We start from the raw sequence: 17,269 nt of genomic DNA on the forward strand, positions 1-17,269 counted from the left end.
GTTGGCTTGTCGTGGACAGGGCGGCCATTCTAACGAATCAAACAAAGTAGTCAAACAATTTTTTATTTGCTTTCTTTGTGCCGCCTTTCATCAAAACCGAACTGATGTTTTCATCCGTTCCCGTCTTGGTGAGGCGGCATTATAGAGACTTGGAAAAGACTGACAACCCTTTTCTTAATAAAAAATGTTTAACCGGTCATAATTTCAGCTAATGTAAAAATATGCGCCTTAAGTCAACATTATACGATCAATACATTCACTTTCTGGTAATCGTAAAACTATGCACGTACTATTATTGTGATTAATTTGTTAAATAAATCGCCTTCTAACTTTTCAATCGATGACACTGTAGCTTGCCTATGAAATTTTCCAACTCACACACTATGATCATTGCGCTGATAACTCTTATTGGTGCCATCATATTTAGCTTCATTTCTTCTACCGCTGCGATAGCCTTCGCACTGGGCGCCGTCTTATCCGGATTTGCCAATCATTACCTGAACACGAATCAGGATGAAAATATGATGGGCGATGAAAATCAGAGCAGCAAAACGCTCTATGTCGGAAACCTTCCCTATCGTGCGAACGAAAGTGAAGTCAAAGATTTATTCTCAGAGTACGGTGAGGTCTTTGCTGTTCGCCTGATGAAAGATAAGCGAACAGGTAAAAGGCGTGGTTTCGGCTTTGTGGTCATGAGCAGTAAAGATGCTGACTACGCCGTCAGCAAACTGAATGAGAAAGAATTTGGTCAGCGTACATTAAAAGTACGTGAAGCCAACGATCCTAAGAATGAGGATAGTTCAGACTGATCACCTGACTCAGGTTCATGGCCCGTAAGCTGTGATTTAATGTCATAACATTGGTGCTCGCGCCAGAATGGTAGGTCAAGTTCTGCCGTTGCGGTGACCTTTGATTGGCCATGCCTCCTAACAGTGAATTGACCCGGCTAGCGATCGCGCTACCGGAGTCAATCACATTCGTGGCCTGGACAAACACCTGACTAATTTCATCTTTGATTAGCGGAAAGTGAGTACATCCGAGTACAACCGTATCGATTGCTGTGTGGAACCAAGGCTGCAATATCCCGGTCAATTCGTCCAGATCGACCTGAGCTCCCCGTAATTTCATCTCAGCCATTTCAACCAAACGCGTGTTGCCCAGCAAATGGACCTCGCAATCTGAGGCAAACTCCTGAATCAACGCCTGAGTATACTGGCGTTTAACCGTCGCCGGTGTCGCTAACACGCCCAGGCATTTCGTTTGACTCAGTAATGCTGCGGGCTTGATAGCAGGTACAACCCCGACCACAGGCAAACTCAGTGCAGCCCGCAGAGGTGGCAAGACAATCGTGCTGGCGGTATTGCAAGCTATCACCACCAGATCCGCGTGATGCTTTGTGGCCAGAGACGACACAATGTGCAGGGTCCGCTCGACCAATACCGACTCGTCCAGTTCGCCATAAGGAAATGCCGCATCATCAAAGGCGTAGATGTATTGATACTGCGGCAACTGGCGGTATATCTCCTGATAGACGGACAGACCGCCCACACCAGAATCAAAAATAAGGATGGTTTTCACAACGTCTTTCTGACTGCTCCAAGATAGAAGCTCTCATCATACTGGCTGACAGGCAAAAGCCAACTATCGCACATCAGTTTACTGTCAGTCTGGTACTGAGATCCGATAGCGAAGATGATGAAACCGGCCTTGAGTGTCTATATGCAACGGTTCAATCGCCAACGGCCCTGAAAAACATGGGGCATCAACCACCAGAGTATGAAATTCGCCGTCTTCCCCGCAAGGGTCCACCTCGTCAGGCAATCGTGCGAGTAATGAGTGATTAAACCATTGACCACAGAACTCACCACTGAGCTGAGTGGTATCCACTGTGGTCAAAACCGTTTTTATCCCCCGTTGCAGCATTTCCTCGGCCAGCAGCTGGCTGTCCTCACCCAGCAAAGGCAAGACACATTGCCAGCCGGCCGGCTCGATATAACTGCGACGATAAGCTTCAATACCATTGCAGAACATATCGCCAAATGCCACGGCTTCAACGGCCAATCCGCTATTGCGAATGGCTGCCACCACCAGCGACTGGTACACGTCATTCGGAGGAAACACGTCAGGCAGCGGTATCTCAACCAAGGGGAGCCCTGTCAGCCGGGCCTGTGCCCGTACCACAGCGATTGGTGTTGCCTGAAACGGCACCTCGGTCCCCACGTAGGTGGTAAACAGCCCCACGACGTCATAGTCCGGGCTTTCTAATAAACGTAATAGTGTCAGGGTTGAGTCTTTACCGGATGACCAACTGACGATGACTTTCTTCGGTTTCATTGCCACCTCACGAAAAAGCCGCCCGGAGGCGGCTGAGGGAGAAGCTTAGGCTCAAAGCTGGTAGCTTACAGTTAAGTAATATGCACGTTCTGCTGATGGGTAACCAAGTGACGTTTCATATTCTTCATCAAATAAATTTGCTACACGGGCACTTACTGTGACTGATTCGTTAGCATAATAATTAAGCGCTGTGTCGAATAGTGAATATGCCGAAAGATTGATATCACTCGCAGGCCAGGTTCCATAATCAACATCTGGACGCTTTCCAACATAGAGGTAACTTAATGACCAGTCAATTTGCTCAAAACTGATTAAAGCATTCCACTTGTACATCTCTTTTGCACGACGCTGAAGTTGGTTGCCGTCAGCATCTTCAGGATCTTTAAAATCAGCACTGATTTGATGTTGCACAAAGCCAGTATCGAATTCAGACACCAATTCAATACCTTGAATATGTGTCTTCCCGTCTATGTTCTGATAAGCATTAGTCACCAGATGATAATCAATTAAGTTATTAATTTTATAATCGTAGCCAGTAAGAGACCAGAACACATCACTTACAACACCACTGAAACTGACTTCCCAGCTCTCTGATTCTTCGGGTTTAAGATCTTTAGTTCCGTATGCTGGGTCATACTGCTGATAAAGGTTTGGAGCTTTAAATGCTGTTCCGTAAGAGGCTCTTACACCAAACTCGGGAAGGAATTGATATCCACCTGCAAGACTATATGTAAACTCACTACCAAACTCTTCGTTATCATCCACCCGAGAACTTGCTTCAAGACTCAATGCTTCAAATTGCGCAATCGCTGAACCAAAAGCTGCGCCATTAGTTCTATCAAAAGTTTTATTCGCGACTCTGTCAGCATAAGATTCCTTTCGCCAATCGAGCCCCCTGACACAGTGAATACATCATTAAGCATATAGCTATTTATCCACTGCAGATTTTGTTGCTCGAGTTTGTCTTGGGTCCCACCATCTTTTCCTTGGGATTGCTCATAATCCCAAGCTTTTTGTTGTTGCACATTTAATTGTAACTCTGACATCAGGATTTGAGACTGATACTTAGCTCCTACGGTTGCTGAAATATCGTCTTTCTCCGACTCAAAATATCCACGAACGTCATAACTACGATCATATTGATAAACGTTCTCATACGCTCGCAGATTCCCAAAAGCAGACCACTGCTGATTAAAATCATACACATACCCCAAGAGTGCATTGTTACTTTTGAACCCATGGCGATCACCGTCATTAATCCCTGAGACTGGACGAACGTTGTAGCCTTTATCGCTTTCCACCCCTAACGCCAAATTAACCTGACCTTTACCACCTACACTGAAACCAGATGCAACACTAAGCTCTTGATAATCAAGGCTACCCAAACCGCCTTGCGCTTTTGTGTCCTCTTCTCTGGAACGAGCAATAGTAATGATATTAATCACACCTCCAATTGCTTCTGAACCATAAAGTGAAGCACGAGGACCGCGAACGTACTCAATGCGCTGAACATAAGTTAAAGGGATCTGATTAAAATCAACAGCCCCTTTGGCTGCGCGGGAAAAACGAACACCATCAACCAAAACCAGCACTTGATCAGAGTTAGTTCCCCGTACAAATAATGATGCAAGCTGTCCTCGACCACCGTTCTGGTTAATCTGTATCCCAGTTAAACGACGTAATACATCCGGTAAAGACTTTGCCTGCATTTGATCCATATCTTTTCGGGTAACAACCTCCACATCAGCAAGTGTGTTTTTGTCACTCTGCTCAAAACGGTTGGCGGTCACCACCATGGTCTCATCGGTGGTGCTCTGGGCGGAAACGAGCGAGGATTGCAGACACAAAGGTGCCAACGCCACGGCTAAAAGCGTTTTTTTCATTGTCATGGATACCTTAAATCGCGTTGAAATCTGGGCAGTCTCCATACTGCCTGTCTCGCTGGTCGGTCTTCGGACTTGAGAGCATGGTTGAACAACCGCCTAGGACAACGACTTCCCATTTCATCTGGCAGGCATTGCGCTTGCCGATTGAAACAGTGTCTGGCTATCTGCCTTGTGTCTTTCGTTCTCTCTTACCGCTGCGCGTCAGTTACGGATTCTCACCGTATTCCCCCGCCTGCGAACAGGCAAACCAGCGCAGCAGAATGCTAGTTTTACCGGTCGGGATTGTCTAGTTTAGTTTGCTATTAGTCATGACAAATCTATCTGGCCGGCATTTTTCTCCCCCTTTCACTGGACATCAGTCAACAATGCAATAAAATCTGCGCTCTTATTTTGAGCAGTTTTGAGGCAACACCATGGCAGCAACCCCTATCAACCCCGCCACCTACCAAGCACAACTGGACGAAAAGGCCGAGCGTATGCAAGCGCTGTTTGCTGACGTAGACACCCCGGAGTTGGAGGTGTTTGCTTCTCCTGCTCAGCACTACCGCATGCGCGCTGAGTTCCGTGTCTGGCATGAAGGGGAAGACCTGTATTACATCATGTTCAATCAGGAAACCCGCGAGAAATACCGTGTCGATCAGTTCCCGCAAGCCAGCCGTCTGATCAATGATTTGATGCCGTTGTTGGTTGATGCCATGAAGCCAAACCGTGCACTGCGCCATAAGCTGTTTCAGGTCGATTTCCTGTCTACACTGAGCGGAGAAATTCTGGTTTCCCTGCTGTATCACCGTCAACTGAATGAAGAGTGGGTCGCAGAAGCCAAAGCCCTGAAGCAAAGACTGAATGATGAAGGATTTAACCTCAACCTGATTGGCCGCGCCCGGAAACAAAAAATCGTGCTGGATCAGGACTATGTGATTGAGAAGCTGACGGTTCACGATCAAACACTGACCTATCAGCAGGTCGAAAACAGTTTTACCCAGCCAAACGGTGAAGTGGCGCAAAAGATGCTGGAGTGGGCGGTCGACTGTACCCAGGACAGCGAAGGTGATCTGCTGGAGCTGTATTGCGGCAACGGCAACTTCTCGCTGGCACTGGCAAAGAATTTTGACCGTGTGCTGGCCACCGAACTGGCCAAGCCGTCGGTGGAGTCGGCACAGTACAACATTGCGGCGAATAAGATCGATAACGTGCAGATCATCCGTATGTCTGCTGAAGAGTTTACTCAGGCGATGGAAGGACAACGTGAGTTCCGACGCCTGAAAGACAACAACATTGATCTCAGCAGCTACAACTGCAACACCATTTTTGTTGACCCGCCCCGCTCAGGCATGGACGAGGGTACCTGCCGCATGGTTCAGGGCTATGAGCGGATTGTCTATATCTCCTGTAACCCGGACACCTTAAAAGCCAACCTGGAGATTCTGGGTCACACCCATCGCATTACCCGGTTTGCACTGTTTGATCAGTTTCCTTACACCCACCACATGGAAGCAGGGGTGATGCTGGAGCGCAAATAATCCCGTGCGAAAGCGGCAAAAACGAAAAAGGCGCCTGAGGCGCCTTTTCTGTCTTTCATGCTGAGAGATTATGCATCATCCTGAGATTTCGATTTCGGCTTCATCACACCCATGCGGTAAGCAACCCACAGCAGCAGCGCCAAACAGATCATCAACGGCAGGAAGTTAGAGCCCATATCCGGCGCCTGCGCACGCAGAAAAGCAGAATAACCAAAGGCGCCGACCAGAAACAGCGCAAAGGCAATGACTGGGGTCCCTTCCGCCATCGGGCGGGTCAGGTAGTCCTGATACATACAATACACAGTCATCACAAAAGCAATCACCGGAAAAATAGAAAAAGCGACGGCACTGGAGGTAAATACTGCCAGCGTGGCGTTACCGCACAGTCCGGCTAACAGTGACAGGATTAAGGTCTTGCGTTCTGCTTTAACTTGTTGCTTGTCCATATCTTCACCAACATACTCAATTAAGGTTTATGCGCCAGCGTGTTGCGCTCACGCTCTTTACGATACCAGTAAGCTCCCTTGGCTATCATTCGCAGTTGCATGATTAAGCGCTCTGCATGTTCTGCCCGCGACTGACTGTCCAGATCCAGAGCATCGGCTCCAGAGCTGAATACCAAAGTCACTAATGCTTCAGCCTGAATATAAGCTTCTTCGTGCCGGCTCCCGCCTTTGGCTTCCAGATACTCAGTCAGTTCCGCCACGAAGTGCTGAATTTCTCTCGCCACAGCAGCCCGGAATGCCGGCGAGGTGCCGGAGCGTTCCCGTAACAGCAAACGGAATACGTTCGGGCTGCTTTCAATAAATTCCATAAAAGTTTCAACAGACGTGCGAATCACACTGCCTTCTTCGGCAATTCGCTGGCGAGCCTGACGCATCAGCTGGCGAAGCAGTAAGCCACCTTCATCAACCAATGTTAGTCCAAGTTCATCCATATCTTTGAAGTGACGATAAAAAGATGTGGGCGCGATACCAGCTTCGCGCGCAACTTCGCGCAAACTGAGATTGGAAAAACTGCGCTCAGCACTGAGCTGGTTAAAGGCTGCGTTAATCAGTGAACGCCGGGTTTTTTCTTTTTGTTGGGCCCTGATCCCCATGGGTTCCTGCTTCTGTTCAGTTGCCAGTTTGAGTCTCACTATACCCGCTTTCAGCCACTTGATCAGCGTCAATCCACACTTAGCCGGTGGGAATACTAACGGCCCTGTACAGTGGAAGCAAAATCACAAATGTCATTTTCCCTGTCGGCTCACAAACTGCTGCCTGTCAGAGATAAAAATGGGGGTTTCTGCTGCCACAACGTGATCCTACGCGCTCTATCGGGGAGTCGAGATTTTCCCTTCGTTAGGAAAACGTTACACTCCGCACCACAGAAACAATCGGATAAATTAAGGCGGCCCATGAGCACTCAACACCCCACGACTCCTTCTCACTTTGATGTGATTATTATCGGCAGCGGACCCGGAGGCGAAGGGGCCGCCATGGGACTGACCAAAGCGGGTTTCAGCGTCGCTATCATTGAACGCGAAAGCCGTGTCGGCGGCGGCTGTACCCATTGGGGCACGATTCCGTCGAAAGCACTGCGCCATGCGGTCAGCCGGATTATCGAATTCAATAAAAACCCGCTCTACAGCAAGAACACCACCACACTGCACAGCACCTTCAGCCAGATTCTTGGACACGCGCAGACCGTGGTCAGTAAGCAAACGAGAATGCGTCAGGGCTTTTACGATCGCAACAGTTGCCCCATCATTGCCGGTGAAGCCAGTTTTGTCGATAAACACACCATACGTGTTCGTAATCACGACGGCAGCCATGACACCTATACCGCCGACAAGTTCGTGATTGCCACCGGCTCACGCCCTTACCAGCCCAAAGATGTCGACTTCACCCACCAGCGCATCTACGACAGTGACTCCGTTCTGCGTCTGCAGCACGACCCGCGCCACATTATTATTTATGGGGCCGGGGTGATCGGCAGTGAATATGCCTCTATCTTCCGCGGTCTGGGGGTCAAAGTTGACCTCATCAACACCCGCCAGCGCCTGCTGGAATTTCTTGATAACGAGATCTCCGACTCGCTGTCGTACCACCTGTGGAACAACGGCGTCCTGATCCGCAACGGTGAGACCTACAGCAAGATTGAAGGCACAGAAGACGGCGTGATCCTGCATCTGGAATCCGGCAAGAAAATGAAAGCCGACTGCCTGCTGTACGCCAACGGCCGGACAGGGAACACAGATCGCCTCAATCTGGAGGTGGTTGGGCTGACACCGGACTCACGCGGCCAGCTCTCCGTGGACCAGAACTACTGTACCGAGGCTGACAACATTTATGCGGTCGGAGATGTGATTGGCTACCCGAGCCTGGCGAGCGCCGCCTATGACCAGGGCCGCTTTGTGGCGCAGGCCATTGCAACCGGACAGGCGCAGGGCCAACTGATCGATCATATCCCAACCGGTATCTACACCATTCCGGAAATCAGCTCTGTGGGTAAAACCGAGCAACAGCTGACCGCGGAAAAGGTCCCTTATGAGGTGGGACGGGCGCAGTTCAAACACCTGGCCCGGGCACAAATCGCCGGTACCGATGTCGGCAGCCTGAAGATACTGTTCCACCGTGAAAGCAAAGAGATCTTAGGGATCCACTGCTTCGGTGAACGGGCGTCAGAGATCATTCATATCGGTCAGGCGATCATGGAGCAGAAAAACGGCGGTAACAGCATCGATTACTTCGTCAATACCACCTTTAACTACCCGACCATGGCTGAAGCCTACCGGGTGGCAGCACTGAATGGACTGAACCGTCTGTTTTGAAAGCACCACTCCACGGCCGATGCTGTGGAGCGCTACACCCCTAAAGAAAACGGCGCTCTCGGCGCCGTTTTTACGATTGGGACTTTTGCGAACAGGACTTTGCTTAGCGGCGGTTCCCGCGATACGCCGGCGATGGATTGAGTACCATGTGACGGTTGATATCTTTAAACAGCAGGTAACGGAAACGACCCGGACCACCGGCATAACACGCCTGCGGGCAGAAGGCGCGCAGCCACATATAATCACCGGCTTCCACTTCCACCCAGTCCTGATTTAAATGATAAACCGCTTTACCTTCCAGTACGTACAGACCATGTTCCATCACATGCGTCTCATCAAACGGAATGATCCCACCGGGTTGGAAAGTCACGATGTTCACTTGCATGTCGTGACGCATATCTGCCGAATCAACAAAGCGGGTTGTGGCCCAGGCATCGTTGGTGTCGGGCATCGGCGTTGGTTCGATGTCATTCTCGTTGGTGACAAAGGCGTCAGGCACCTCAATGCCCTCAACAAATTCATAGGCCTTGCGGATCCAGTGAAAACGGACCGGCGCGTCGCCATTGTTCTTGAGACTCCACTGGGCTGATGGCGGCAGATAGGCGTAACCGCCGGTTTCCATCTGATATTGTTCGCCTTCGAGCGTCAGGGTCATCTCGCCTTCGACCACAAACAGCACGCCTTCCGCACCCGCATCCAGTTCGGGTTTGTCGCTACCGCCCTGAGGGGAGACTTCCATGATGTAGTGAGAAAAAGTTTCAGAAAAACCACTCATGGGCCGGGCAATCACCCACAGCCGGGTATTGTCCCAGAACGGCAGGAAACTGGTGACGATATCGCTCATCACACCCTTTGGGATGATGGCATAGGCTTCGGTAAACACCGCGCGGTCAGAGAGAATCTGGGTTTGCGGTGGCAGACCACCGGTGGGGGCATAATAAGTATTCCTGGCCATTACAGATGTCCTTTCATGTATCGCAGTCTGACTGCGCCAATGGATAAGCAGCGTCTTGACGAGGCTGCTGTTTCAATTCTGAATTGAGTTGATTGTAGATCAGGGCAATTTGATTTATAAATTAAATAACTCAATGCCAAGTAGTGGAATACCCACTGACAACAGATTATGAATCACAACAAGACCTTAGATCCTGTCCTGCTGCGCAGCTTTGTCGCCGTGGTCGACTCCGGCAGCTTTACCCGGGCCGCCGACAGTACTCACCTCACTCAGTCGACGGTCAGCCAGCAGGTCCGCAAACTGGAGTCCCAGCTCGGCTGCGAACTGCTGCACCGCAAAGGCCGCTACGTCACGGCCACGCTGGAAGGCGAGCGGGTCCTCAATTATGCCCGCCGCATTCTGCAATTAATGAGCGAAGCGGTTGTGCAGACCAGTGTCAGCGCCGAACAGCAAAAAATCCGGCTGGGTGTACCGGAGGACTTCGCGACCCACGCCATTATGCCCACGCTGCATGCGTTCTCGACCGAGTTTCCGGGTATCCGGCTGGAAGTGAAAAGTGGTTTATGCAGCGACATCTGGCGAAAATTTCAGAGTAACGAGCTGGACCTGGCACTGGTCAAACAACGCCAGGGCAGTCTGCCGGGTTTAGCCAGCTGGCCGGAACCCTTATGCTGGATTGATAGCTTACACAGCAACAACCTCGACAGGCAGCCGGTGCCTCTGGTGTCTTTTCCGATTGGCGGTCTGTATCGCAATGAAATGGCCCACACCTTTGACAGTCTGGGCAGAAGCTGGCGTTTGGCCTACGTCAGTACCAGCCTGTCGGGTGTGTGCTGTGCCGTCGAGGCCGGTCTGGGGATTTCGCTGCTGCCCAGAAGGCTGGTGACCGAGCATCACAGAATTCTGGATGAAAATGACGGGCTGCCGCCGGTGCAGGATATGGAAGTGACTCTGCATACCCAGGAGAAGCTGTCGGCACTGAGTAAAACGCTGGCAGAGCGACTCATCAACACCTGCGATCGCATCTTTGAACATGACGTCTGATGCCGGATTTGACCAGGCGGCTGGAAACGCACCCTGGCCTCTGTCTGAAAAGAGGCCAGCGCAATGTATTAACGGGCTTCCATCATCCGGTTGTCCGGGGTCAGGATCTCTGCCCAGGGCAGGCTTTCATCACCCAGCGTAATAAAATTCGGGTTCTCCAGCGTATGACGCTCATTGTATGACAGGGGAGTCAGGTGAGTATTGAGAATGCGTCCGCCCGCCTCTTCCACAATGCACTGTGTCGCCGCTGTGTCCCACTCGCCAGTCGGCCCCAAACGCAGGTAACAATCGACCGCCCCTTCCGCAACCAGGCAGGATTTCAGAGCTGCTGACCCCAACGGGACTAAGTCGTAATTCAGTGCCGGATCCAGCCGGTTGGTAATCGCCCGGATATCCTGGCGGCGGCTGATAGCCACCGCTATCGATCGAGTCGGCCCTTCGTGCTTGTGGGTCGAGATAGAAACCGTTTCGCCGTCAGGGGTAATTTTCCAGGCCCCCTGCTGGCGGCTGGCATAGTAAACAACGCCTGACACTGGCGCATACACCACGCCCATCACAGGGTGATTGTTCTCAACCAGGGCGATGATTGTGGCAAAATCGCCACTGCCGGCGATGAACTCTTGCGTCCCGTCGAGCGGATCGACCAACCAGTAACGATCCCACTGCTGGCGCTCTTCCAGCGGAATGGCGGCATCTTCTTCAGACAACACAGGAATATCCGGTGTCAGTTCGGTTAATCTTTCCAGTACCAGCTTATGCGCGGCCAGATCCGCACTGGTCACGGGCGTATTGTCAGTCTTAATCTGTTTTTCAAACTGACCGCGCTGATAAATATCAAGGATCACCTGCCCCGATTCCCGGGCAATTTCTATCACGGATGGAATTAGCGTCGACAGCTCCATCTCACACTCCTGCTAAGATAAGTACTTCAAGGCCAGGAACAAAGCGGTGATGCTTCTGGCTTCAGCAAAATCAAGATGGCTCAATAATTCTTCGGCCTGCGACAATGGCCAGCGCACAATATCCAGCGGCTCAGGTTCATCGCCGATCAGTTTTTCGGGAAATAAATCCTGCGCGAGAAACAGCGTCATCCTGCTGGAAAAATAAGAAGGCGCCAGTACGACCTCTTTCAGTGGCACTAACTGCCTGGCACCAAAACCAATTTCTTCTTTCATTTCCCGGTTGGCCGCCTGGTCGGGCGTTTCACCATGGTCGATCAAGCCTTTGGGAAAGCCGAGTTCATAGCGATCCGTACCCGCCGAGTACTCACGCACCAGCAAAAGATCACCCTCGGCCGTCACAGGCACCACCATCACAGCATGACGCCCGCTGGGTTTCATACGCTCATAGGTGCGGGTCTCACCGTTACTGAAACGGAGATCAAGAGACTCGATTTTAAACAGGCGGGATTGCGCCACCACCTCAGTTGCCAGAATTGTTGGTTTCTTATTCTCCGCCATCGTATTTCCCTGTCACTTGCTCTGTCTGCTATTAAATGGCATGGCGGTCATGAAATAAAGGAAAAATGCGCATTCAGACAGATTTGATTTTCCTCAACCCGCCAGTCCATGCGTCGCTGCACAGCCACAGACTTACAAGCGACCTGTATATCGAATCGGATAACGGCCATTCGCATCCGGGTTGCCCAGCCATTTCAGCTGTTCCTGTAACCCGGATGGCAGCTCGGCCCCCGGCTTAAACCAGCCGTTCAGATTATAGCGCTGATCTGTCGTTAAGCCCGCTTGCCATTCGCTGCTGACCTGGGCCGAGCTCTGATTGGCATTCGCCGCCAGTTGCCCGTCATTACAGCTCACTTCCGCCAGGACCTGACCGGGATCGACCTCACCCAGCGGGGTGCCTATGCGGGCTCCGCTCCACACCAGTGCGCCGTCCAGCGACTGGCAGTATGGCACCGCAAACCGGTAGTCACGCACCGTGAGTTCCAAGTTACCTCCCAGATTCAATGGTACCGGCAGACGCGCATACTGAATGGCCTGCTGGGCAGGCAGAGACAGCAGCAAGTTCTGCGCATACGGGCCGCTGAGATCTGCGCCCACCAAACCTCGCCCTCTCAGCCCCAGATCACTGCCCTGACCGAGTCGCACCGCAAATTCGGCATTGGCACTCAGCAGCTTCCACGGACTGAGCTCCCAGTAAACCTGACCCAAATTCCACTGCTGCCACCGTACCTGGATCGCTGTCCCCTGCCAGGGGGTGCCGCTGATACCGGTCACCGACAGACCGGGCACCTTAGGCACGTACTGCCACACCCAGCTTGCCGGCAAATGCACCACCAGGCTGACCATCAGGGCCAGCGCGAAACTCAGCCCTAAAAAGATTTTGTACCTCACGCTTAGCCTCGTCCCAGCTGTAAACGGTTCACTTCGACCAGCCCCGCCTGATTGGTTTTTGATACATCCAGAAACTGTGCCTCAATGCCGTGTTCCTCTCGCAGAAAAGCCAGCCAGTTCACTAACGTGTTAAACGGCAAAGGTTGTACCCACACTTGAACGGCGTCTTCACGGGGCTGCATTCGGATCAGTTCAATCCGAAAGCGGCGCGTGGTTTCATTGACGACCTGATTCAGCCCCTGCGGGCTGACACTGCCGGTGGCACCGGTTTTCGCCCGCAAAGCGGTAATATCGTCGGCCTTCTCGCTGACCCAGCTCAATAGCTGACGCTCGGTCTGCAGATTTTGCTCGGCCGATGCCGCCCGTTGTGCCATCGGCTGCCAGATCCCCCAGTAGAGCACAGCAATCACCAAGGCGATTGCGCCACCGATCACCAGGCGCTGCTCACGCGCGCTTAATGCTTTAAACCACTGATTCACGAACGTCTCCTCAGCACCAGCGCACCACTGACCTGTTGTCCGTCACGGTTCAACTGGCCCTGCTCCACTTCAAACCCTTCCACCAGCAAAACCCTGAGCTGTTCGAAATGCTGGAATTCACCCGCCACCGCCTGCAACCTCAGTTCATGGCGGTTGTGGTCGTATTTCAGATTCTGCACTGAGATCTGCGGCACTTTCAGTAACGCCGGACGCAGCTCAATCAGCCAGGGCAATACCCCCTGACCTGATTCCGCGCCACCCAGACGGGACAACTCCTGATTCATCTGGCGTTTCAGGTAACTGCTGGTGGGAATATTATTAAATTGCGGCAGGACCTGACGAAAAATACGCTCACTCTCTGTTTTATAGGCCAGTGCCTGATTTTCCATGCCCTGCACACGCACCACATATTCTGCCACCAAAACACCCAGCACCAGTACAGCGGCAATCCCCACTTTCCGCCAGGGCTTCAGCGCCTTATGCCAGGTCGGTTGCAGTTTATAGGGGCCAGACAGCAAATTGACTTTGGTATCATCAGCCCCTTTCGCCAGCAAAGCCATCACCAGCTCTGGCGCTTCGGCCTGCCAGTGTCCCGGCATGCCGGATGGCGCTGGGGTGAAATGACGAATTCGGTGCTGACTGACCGAGTCTTCCGCGTCATCCGTCAACGCCTCGGCAGCCGTTTGCGCATCGGCGCTCTGCGCTTCAGGGGATTCCTCTTCCATGACCTGACTGATTAATGGCACCTGCTGTGCCATCATCCAGCTCGCCAGCCATTCGGTGTCGGCGCAAATTCCCTGAGTCGCCGACTGGCGCAACAGCCACTGACCATCAATTTCGGCGGCGCTGTAGCTATTGTCAAAAGCGGGCAAACAGAGACAGTCAGGAATGATTTTTCGTACGGCCAGCCCGGCATCGTCACATAACGACAACCAGTGCTGCATCCGCTGGTGTCCAACAACAGCAACATCCGCCTTATCGGCTTCCCGCTTCAGCAAATGAATGTGCAGGTCATCAACATCCTGAGCCAGCTCTTCTTCCAGCAGATACGGCAGTACCTGTGCCAGTTGACGCCCGGACCCTGATGGAATCGATACCTGGCTCAACAGCACATCGCTGCCTGATACCAGCAGATACACAGGCCGGTTTTCCCCGTATGCCGCCAGATCGCCCAGCTGACCCGTGTCAGCCAGATCACCCGAGGCAATCACTTCCTGTTGCTGTGGCGACCAGACCAGCCAATGTACCGGCCCGTCAGGACGGCTACTCAGCCTTATCGTCAGAAACTCGCTCACTCATTCCTCCATAACGGCGACGTACCACAGTCACCTTGTTCTCCCCGTCTCGTTTGAGCAGGGCTAATATTCGCAATCGCGCGCGATCCACTGTTACTTCTGCATCGAGCTCAAAAAAATCACTTTTTACGGCCAGGTAAGATTTCGCCTGCTTGCGCGCCGCTTCAGTCAGCCGGTTAACGGCCCCTTCGGCCAAAAAGGCATCCACATCCTGCCAGCCATCATAAGGGCGGTTTTCGATCAGCTGACGGGCATCCTCCAGACTCAATTCCGGGCTAAACACGCCGACCAGCAGGGCCGCCTGAGCGGGCTGGATCGTATTGACATTGATCAGCAGATCGGTCGACGGCAACGCACAGAGCAACGGACGCGCCTGCTGGTACATGGTGGCACTCACGCCATTCACCGCGCGGAACTCGGTCACATCGGCCATCAGGTTTCTGGGGGCAGGTACGCCGGTGAAAAACCCTCATAGCTGCTGTCACCTGCACCGTAGGCGCTGTACACCGCTTCGTCGGGATCGACATACTCCCACACTGAATCAGCCGCCACTTCCGCTTCATAGCTTTCCGCGCCCGCTTCCTCCAGCAGGGCCTGCAGAAAACGGACCCGGAACGGCTTCTGACTGCGATCCTGCTCAGGCGCCTGACCCGACAAGGCATTCAGGTTATAGCACGCCTGCAGATCATAAATATTTCCCTGTACTTCGCCATTATCCAGCGGATAGCTCTGGCCTTCGGTTGCCCAGACCTGGCTTAAATTCACCGTATCGCTGTCTGCCAGGCTCTGTTCTATCGCCACTTTCGCCAGCTGCTCCATCCCCTGGCTGTACCAGTAGGCCTGCTGGTTAAAAACCTGATTCTCAACCCGATAAAAATTCAGCTGCAGCCGATCTGTCATCTGAACCGCCAGCAAGGTCATCATGGCTAGCAGCAGCAGGGCGACAATCAGGGCCACCCCTTGCTGTTTGGCGGGGGACTGTCTCATGAGGCGGTGTCCTCATCCTGCTTTTCTGTGTTGGGTAACACCGATTCCGGCAGCATATACACACGCTCTATCTTGCCCAGATCATCCAGTGTCAGGGTGACTGCAATGCCCTTGGGCAATCGCGTGTTATCTGACCAGGCATCCTGCCAGCCTTGCTCGCCGTAGTAACGGAATGACAAAGCCGTCACCCCCTCCAGCACCTGACGCACCAGAGGCTCAGTCCCCACCACAGTGTCGGGGTAGCGAAACCACACCCGCTCCAGTGTATCGTCAATAATGCGGTAGCCCACCCGGAGGATCTCACTGCGGGGAAACATTTGCTGCGGATTCTGCCAGCCATCGCGGGTAAAAATAATGCCGTGACTGGCAGAGTCGAGCAGGTATTCGCCACTCTGTAATAACGGACCACCCTCATTGTTGCCCTGCTGCCTGACCTGACGCCCGACAATCTGACGGAAATCATTGTCCAACATCAGCATGGCCCGCTGAATTTCCTGTAATCTCTGGTTATGCTCCCGCGACTGTTCATCGCTGCGCTGCACCCCATTCATGACCTGGTAGGCCGACAGGCTGAACATCGCAAACACTGCAATCGCCACCAGCACTTCAAGCAGTGTAAATCCCGCATGCCGTGATAATGGCTGACGTTGTTCAGTTCTCAATGTAAGTCCTTAAGGTCGCCACCCTGTCTTTCAGCGCTTCATCGGTCGCAACAACAATATCCAGCGCTCGAAGGTAGCCATCAGCTGTGGCAGTGCTTTTGATTGACCAATACCACTCCCGCCCGGCGAGCTCAGATTTGCCTTTTTTCTCAGCAGTCAGCCGTTCACCGGCAATGCGGATACGGGCCAGCTCATTATCCGCCACCATGGTGGCAAAGGTTTTCTGCTCCAGATAGCCCATGGCGTTGATGTGCTGTCCGACCGCCTTCATCACACTCAAGGCGGCCGTGGCAAAAATAGCCATGGCAACCAGCACTTCCAGTAACGTGAAGCCCGTTTGAGAAGATACTGTCCGCCGGGAACTCATTGGCCTGTCTCCTCCCGGGTGACTCCCGGTTCCAGCAGGTGCAGCTGGCCGACTTCATCAGCTTCGACTGTCCAGACATCGCCTTCTCCGCTGGCATCAAACGACACAGTAAAAGGCGTATACTCACCACTGGACATCACGATGATCTGCGGTGGTTTGGCTTTGTTATCTTCTTCACTGGCAAACAGGTCCTCGTCAAACAGCGAACCGGGTTCGAACAAACGATCCTCGTCCTGCCAGGCGTCACTGCCAACCTTGACTTCCATGCCGAGCGTATCGGGCAAAGTGACTTCACTGAAGTAACGTGAATCCTTGAGGGGTTGCCAGCCTTTCGGGTCCAGTTCAAAAAACTGGTAGCCCTGCCGGTTAATCCGGACACCGTAATCACGGCCATTGAGCATGGCATCTTCACCCAGCAGTTGCACCAGATAATAAAATCGCTGAGATTCTTCCTTCAGCACCTCATTTTTAGGCGTCGGCAGGGTCATCACAACGGCGACGGCGCTGGTGGCTAACAGCACCAGCACCAACATCAGTTCAATCAGCGTAAATCCGCCAGCGGCACGTTTCATCA

At 52.6% G+C, this 17,269-nt stretch carries 17 protein-coding genes, 2 pseudogenes and 1 riboswitch; of the genes and pseudogenes, 4 read left to right on the top strand and 15 right to left on the bottom strand.

The annotated features are described in order from the left end of the window. Positions 1 to 359: 359 nt before the first annotated feature. Positions 360 to 809: an RNA recognition motif domain-containing protein gene (locus P4S53_RS06885; RefSeq protein WP_337112159.1), complete on the top strand. Its 450-nt coding sequence runs from the start codon at positions 360 to 362 to the stop codon at positions 807 to 809. Here P4S53_RS06885 and murI read toward each other — a convergent pair. From murI to btuB, 3 genes and pseudogenes are all read right to left on the bottom strand, one after another. Continuing rightward, positions 784 to 1,578 (bottom strand): glutamate racemase, encoded by a 795-nt coding sequence (gene murI / locus P4S53_RS06890; RefSeq protein WP_337112082.1) that lies wholly within the window; start codon positions 1,576 to 1,578, stop codon positions 784 to 786. The two genes, P4S53_RS06885 and murI, sit on opposite strands and share 26 nt — an antisense overlap. A gap of 84 nt (positions 1,579 to 1,662) precedes the next feature. Further along, a complete protein-coding gene (locus tag P4S53_RS06895; protein WP_337112083.1) occupies positions 1,663 to 2,334 on the bottom strand; it encodes an ATPase in 672 nt (223 codons plus the stop codon). 51 nt (positions 2,335 to 2,385) lie between these two features. Then, a pseudogene (gene btuB / locus P4S53_RS06900) lies at positions 2,386 to 4,217 on the bottom strand (TonB-dependent vitamin B12 receptor). Positions 4,218 to 4,260: 43 nt separating this feature from the next. Then, positions 4,261 to 4,487, bottom strand: a riboswitch (cobalamin riboswitch). A gap of 146 nt (positions 4,488 to 4,633) precedes the next feature. Here btuB and trmA point away from each other — a divergent pair. Next, positions 4,634 to 5,740 (top strand): tRNA (uridine(54)-C5)-methyltransferase TrmA, encoded by a 1,107-nt coding sequence (gene trmA, locus P4S53_RS06905; RefSeq protein WP_337112084.1) that lies wholly within the window; start codon positions 4,634 to 4,636, stop codon positions 5,738 to 5,740. A gap of 68 nt (positions 5,741 to 5,808) precedes the next feature. Here trmA and P4S53_RS06910 read toward each other — a convergent pair whose 3' ends face one another. Beyond that, positions 5,809 to 6,186, bottom strand: a complete 378-nt coding sequence (locus P4S53_RS06910; protein ID WP_337112085.1) for a YijD family membrane protein — start codon at positions 6,184 to 6,186, stop codon at positions 5,809 to 5,811. Positions 6,187 to 6,206: 20 nt separating this feature from the next. Continuing rightward, the gene (fabR, locus tag P4S53_RS06915; RefSeq protein ID WP_027251541.1) at positions 6,207 to 6,839 is read right to left on the bottom strand and encodes an HTH-type transcriptional repressor FabR; all 633 of its coding nucleotides are present in this window, start codon (positions 6,837 to 6,839) and stop codon (positions 6,207 to 6,209) included. 300 nt (positions 6,840 to 7,139) lie between these two features. Between fabR and sthA the strand changes: the two genes are divergently transcribed. Then, positions 7,140 to 8,555, top strand: a complete 1,416-nt coding sequence (sthA, locus tag P4S53_RS06920; RefSeq protein ID WP_337112086.1) for a Si-specific NAD(P)(+) transhydrogenase — start codon at positions 7,140 to 7,142, stop codon at positions 8,553 to 8,555. 103 nt (positions 8,556 to 8,658) lie between these two features. Here sthA and P4S53_RS06925 read toward each other — a convergent pair whose 3' ends face one another. Next, positions 8,659 to 9,510, bottom strand: coding sequence for a bifunctional allantoicase/(S)-ureidoglycine aminohydrolase (locus tag P4S53_RS06925; RefSeq protein ID WP_337112087.1), 852 nt, complete (start codon positions 9,508 to 9,510; stop codon positions 8,659 to 8,661). 168 nt (positions 9,511 to 9,678) lie between these two features. Here P4S53_RS06925 and P4S53_RS06930 point away from each other — a divergent pair, with 168 nt between their 5' ends. Next, positions 9,679 to 10,554 carry a LysR substrate-binding domain-containing protein gene (locus tag P4S53_RS06930; RefSeq protein WP_337112088.1) on the top strand — a complete coding sequence of 292 codons (876 nt, stop codon included), beginning with the start codon at positions 9,679 to 9,681 and terminating at the stop codon, positions 10,552 to 10,554. A gap of 68 nt (positions 10,555 to 10,622) precedes the next feature. Here P4S53_RS06930 and cysQ read toward each other — a convergent pair whose 3' ends face one another. The 9 genes and pseudogenes from cysQ to gspH all read right to left on the bottom strand — a co-directional run bounded on the left by cysQ (position 10,623) and on the right by gspH (position 17,267). Continuing rightward, entirely contained in the window at positions 10,623 to 11,456 is an 834-nt protein-coding gene (cysQ, locus tag P4S53_RS06935; RefSeq protein ID WP_337112089.1) for a 3'(2'),5'-bisphosphate nucleotidase CysQ, read from the bottom strand. Positions 11,457 to 11,468: 12 nt separating this feature from the next. Next, positions 11,469 to 12,014, bottom strand: coding sequence for an ADP compounds hydrolase NudE (nudE, locus tag P4S53_RS06940; RefSeq protein ID WP_337112090.1), 546 nt, complete (start codon positions 12,012 to 12,014; stop codon positions 11,469 to 11,471). Between the two features lie 132 nt (positions 12,015 to 12,146). Beyond that, complete coding sequence (locus P4S53_RS06945; protein WP_337112091.1) at positions 12,147 to 12,905, bottom strand: type II secretion system protein N; 759 nt, start codon at positions 12,903 to 12,905, stop codon at positions 12,147 to 12,149. Positions 12,906 to 12,907: 2 nt separating this feature from the next. Next, the gene (locus P4S53_RS06950; protein ID WP_337112092.1) at positions 12,908 to 13,384 is read right to left on the bottom strand and encodes a type II secretion system protein M; all 477 of its coding nucleotides are present in this window, start codon (positions 13,382 to 13,384) and stop codon (positions 12,908 to 12,910) included. After that, positions 13,381 to 14,679 carry a type II secretion system protein GspL gene (gspL, locus tag P4S53_RS06955; protein WP_337112093.1) on the bottom strand — a complete coding sequence of 433 codons (1,299 nt, stop codon included), beginning with the start codon at positions 14,677 to 14,679 and terminating at the stop codon, positions 13,381 to 13,383. Before gspL ends, P4S53_RS06950 begins: the two co-directional genes overlap by 4 nt. Beyond that, positions 14,648 to 15,666, bottom strand: a pseudogene (gene gspK, locus P4S53_RS06960) (type II secretion system minor pseudopilin GspK). The gene gspL and the pseudogene gspK overlap by 32 nt, the downstream one beginning before the upstream one ends. Beyond that, positions 15,663 to 16,328 carry a type II secretion system minor pseudopilin GspJ gene (gene gspJ / locus P4S53_RS06965; RefSeq protein ID WP_337112094.1) on the bottom strand — a complete coding sequence of 222 codons (666 nt, stop codon included), beginning with the start codon at positions 16,326 to 16,328 and terminating at the stop codon, positions 15,663 to 15,665. The pseudogene gspK and the gene gspJ overlap by 4 nt, the downstream one beginning before the upstream one ends. Further along, positions 16,318 to 16,695, bottom strand: a complete 378-nt coding sequence (gspI, locus tag P4S53_RS06970; protein WP_337112095.1) for a type II secretion system minor pseudopilin GspI — start codon at positions 16,693 to 16,695, stop codon at positions 16,318 to 16,320. The genes gspJ and gspI overlap by 11 nt, the downstream gene beginning before the upstream one ends. Beyond that, positions 16,692 to 17,267, bottom strand: coding sequence for a type II secretion system minor pseudopilin GspH (gspH, locus tag P4S53_RS06975; protein ID WP_337112096.1), 576 nt, complete (start codon positions 17,265 to 17,267; stop codon positions 16,692 to 16,694). Before gspH ends, gspI begins: the two co-directional genes overlap by 4 nt. Positions 17,268 to 17,269: the final 2 nt, after the last annotated feature.

Source organism: Photobacterium sp. Hal280 (assembly GCF_037162255.1).
Classification (GTDB): domain Bacteria; phylum Pseudomonadota; class Gammaproteobacteria; order Enterobacterales; family Vibrionaceae; genus Photobacterium.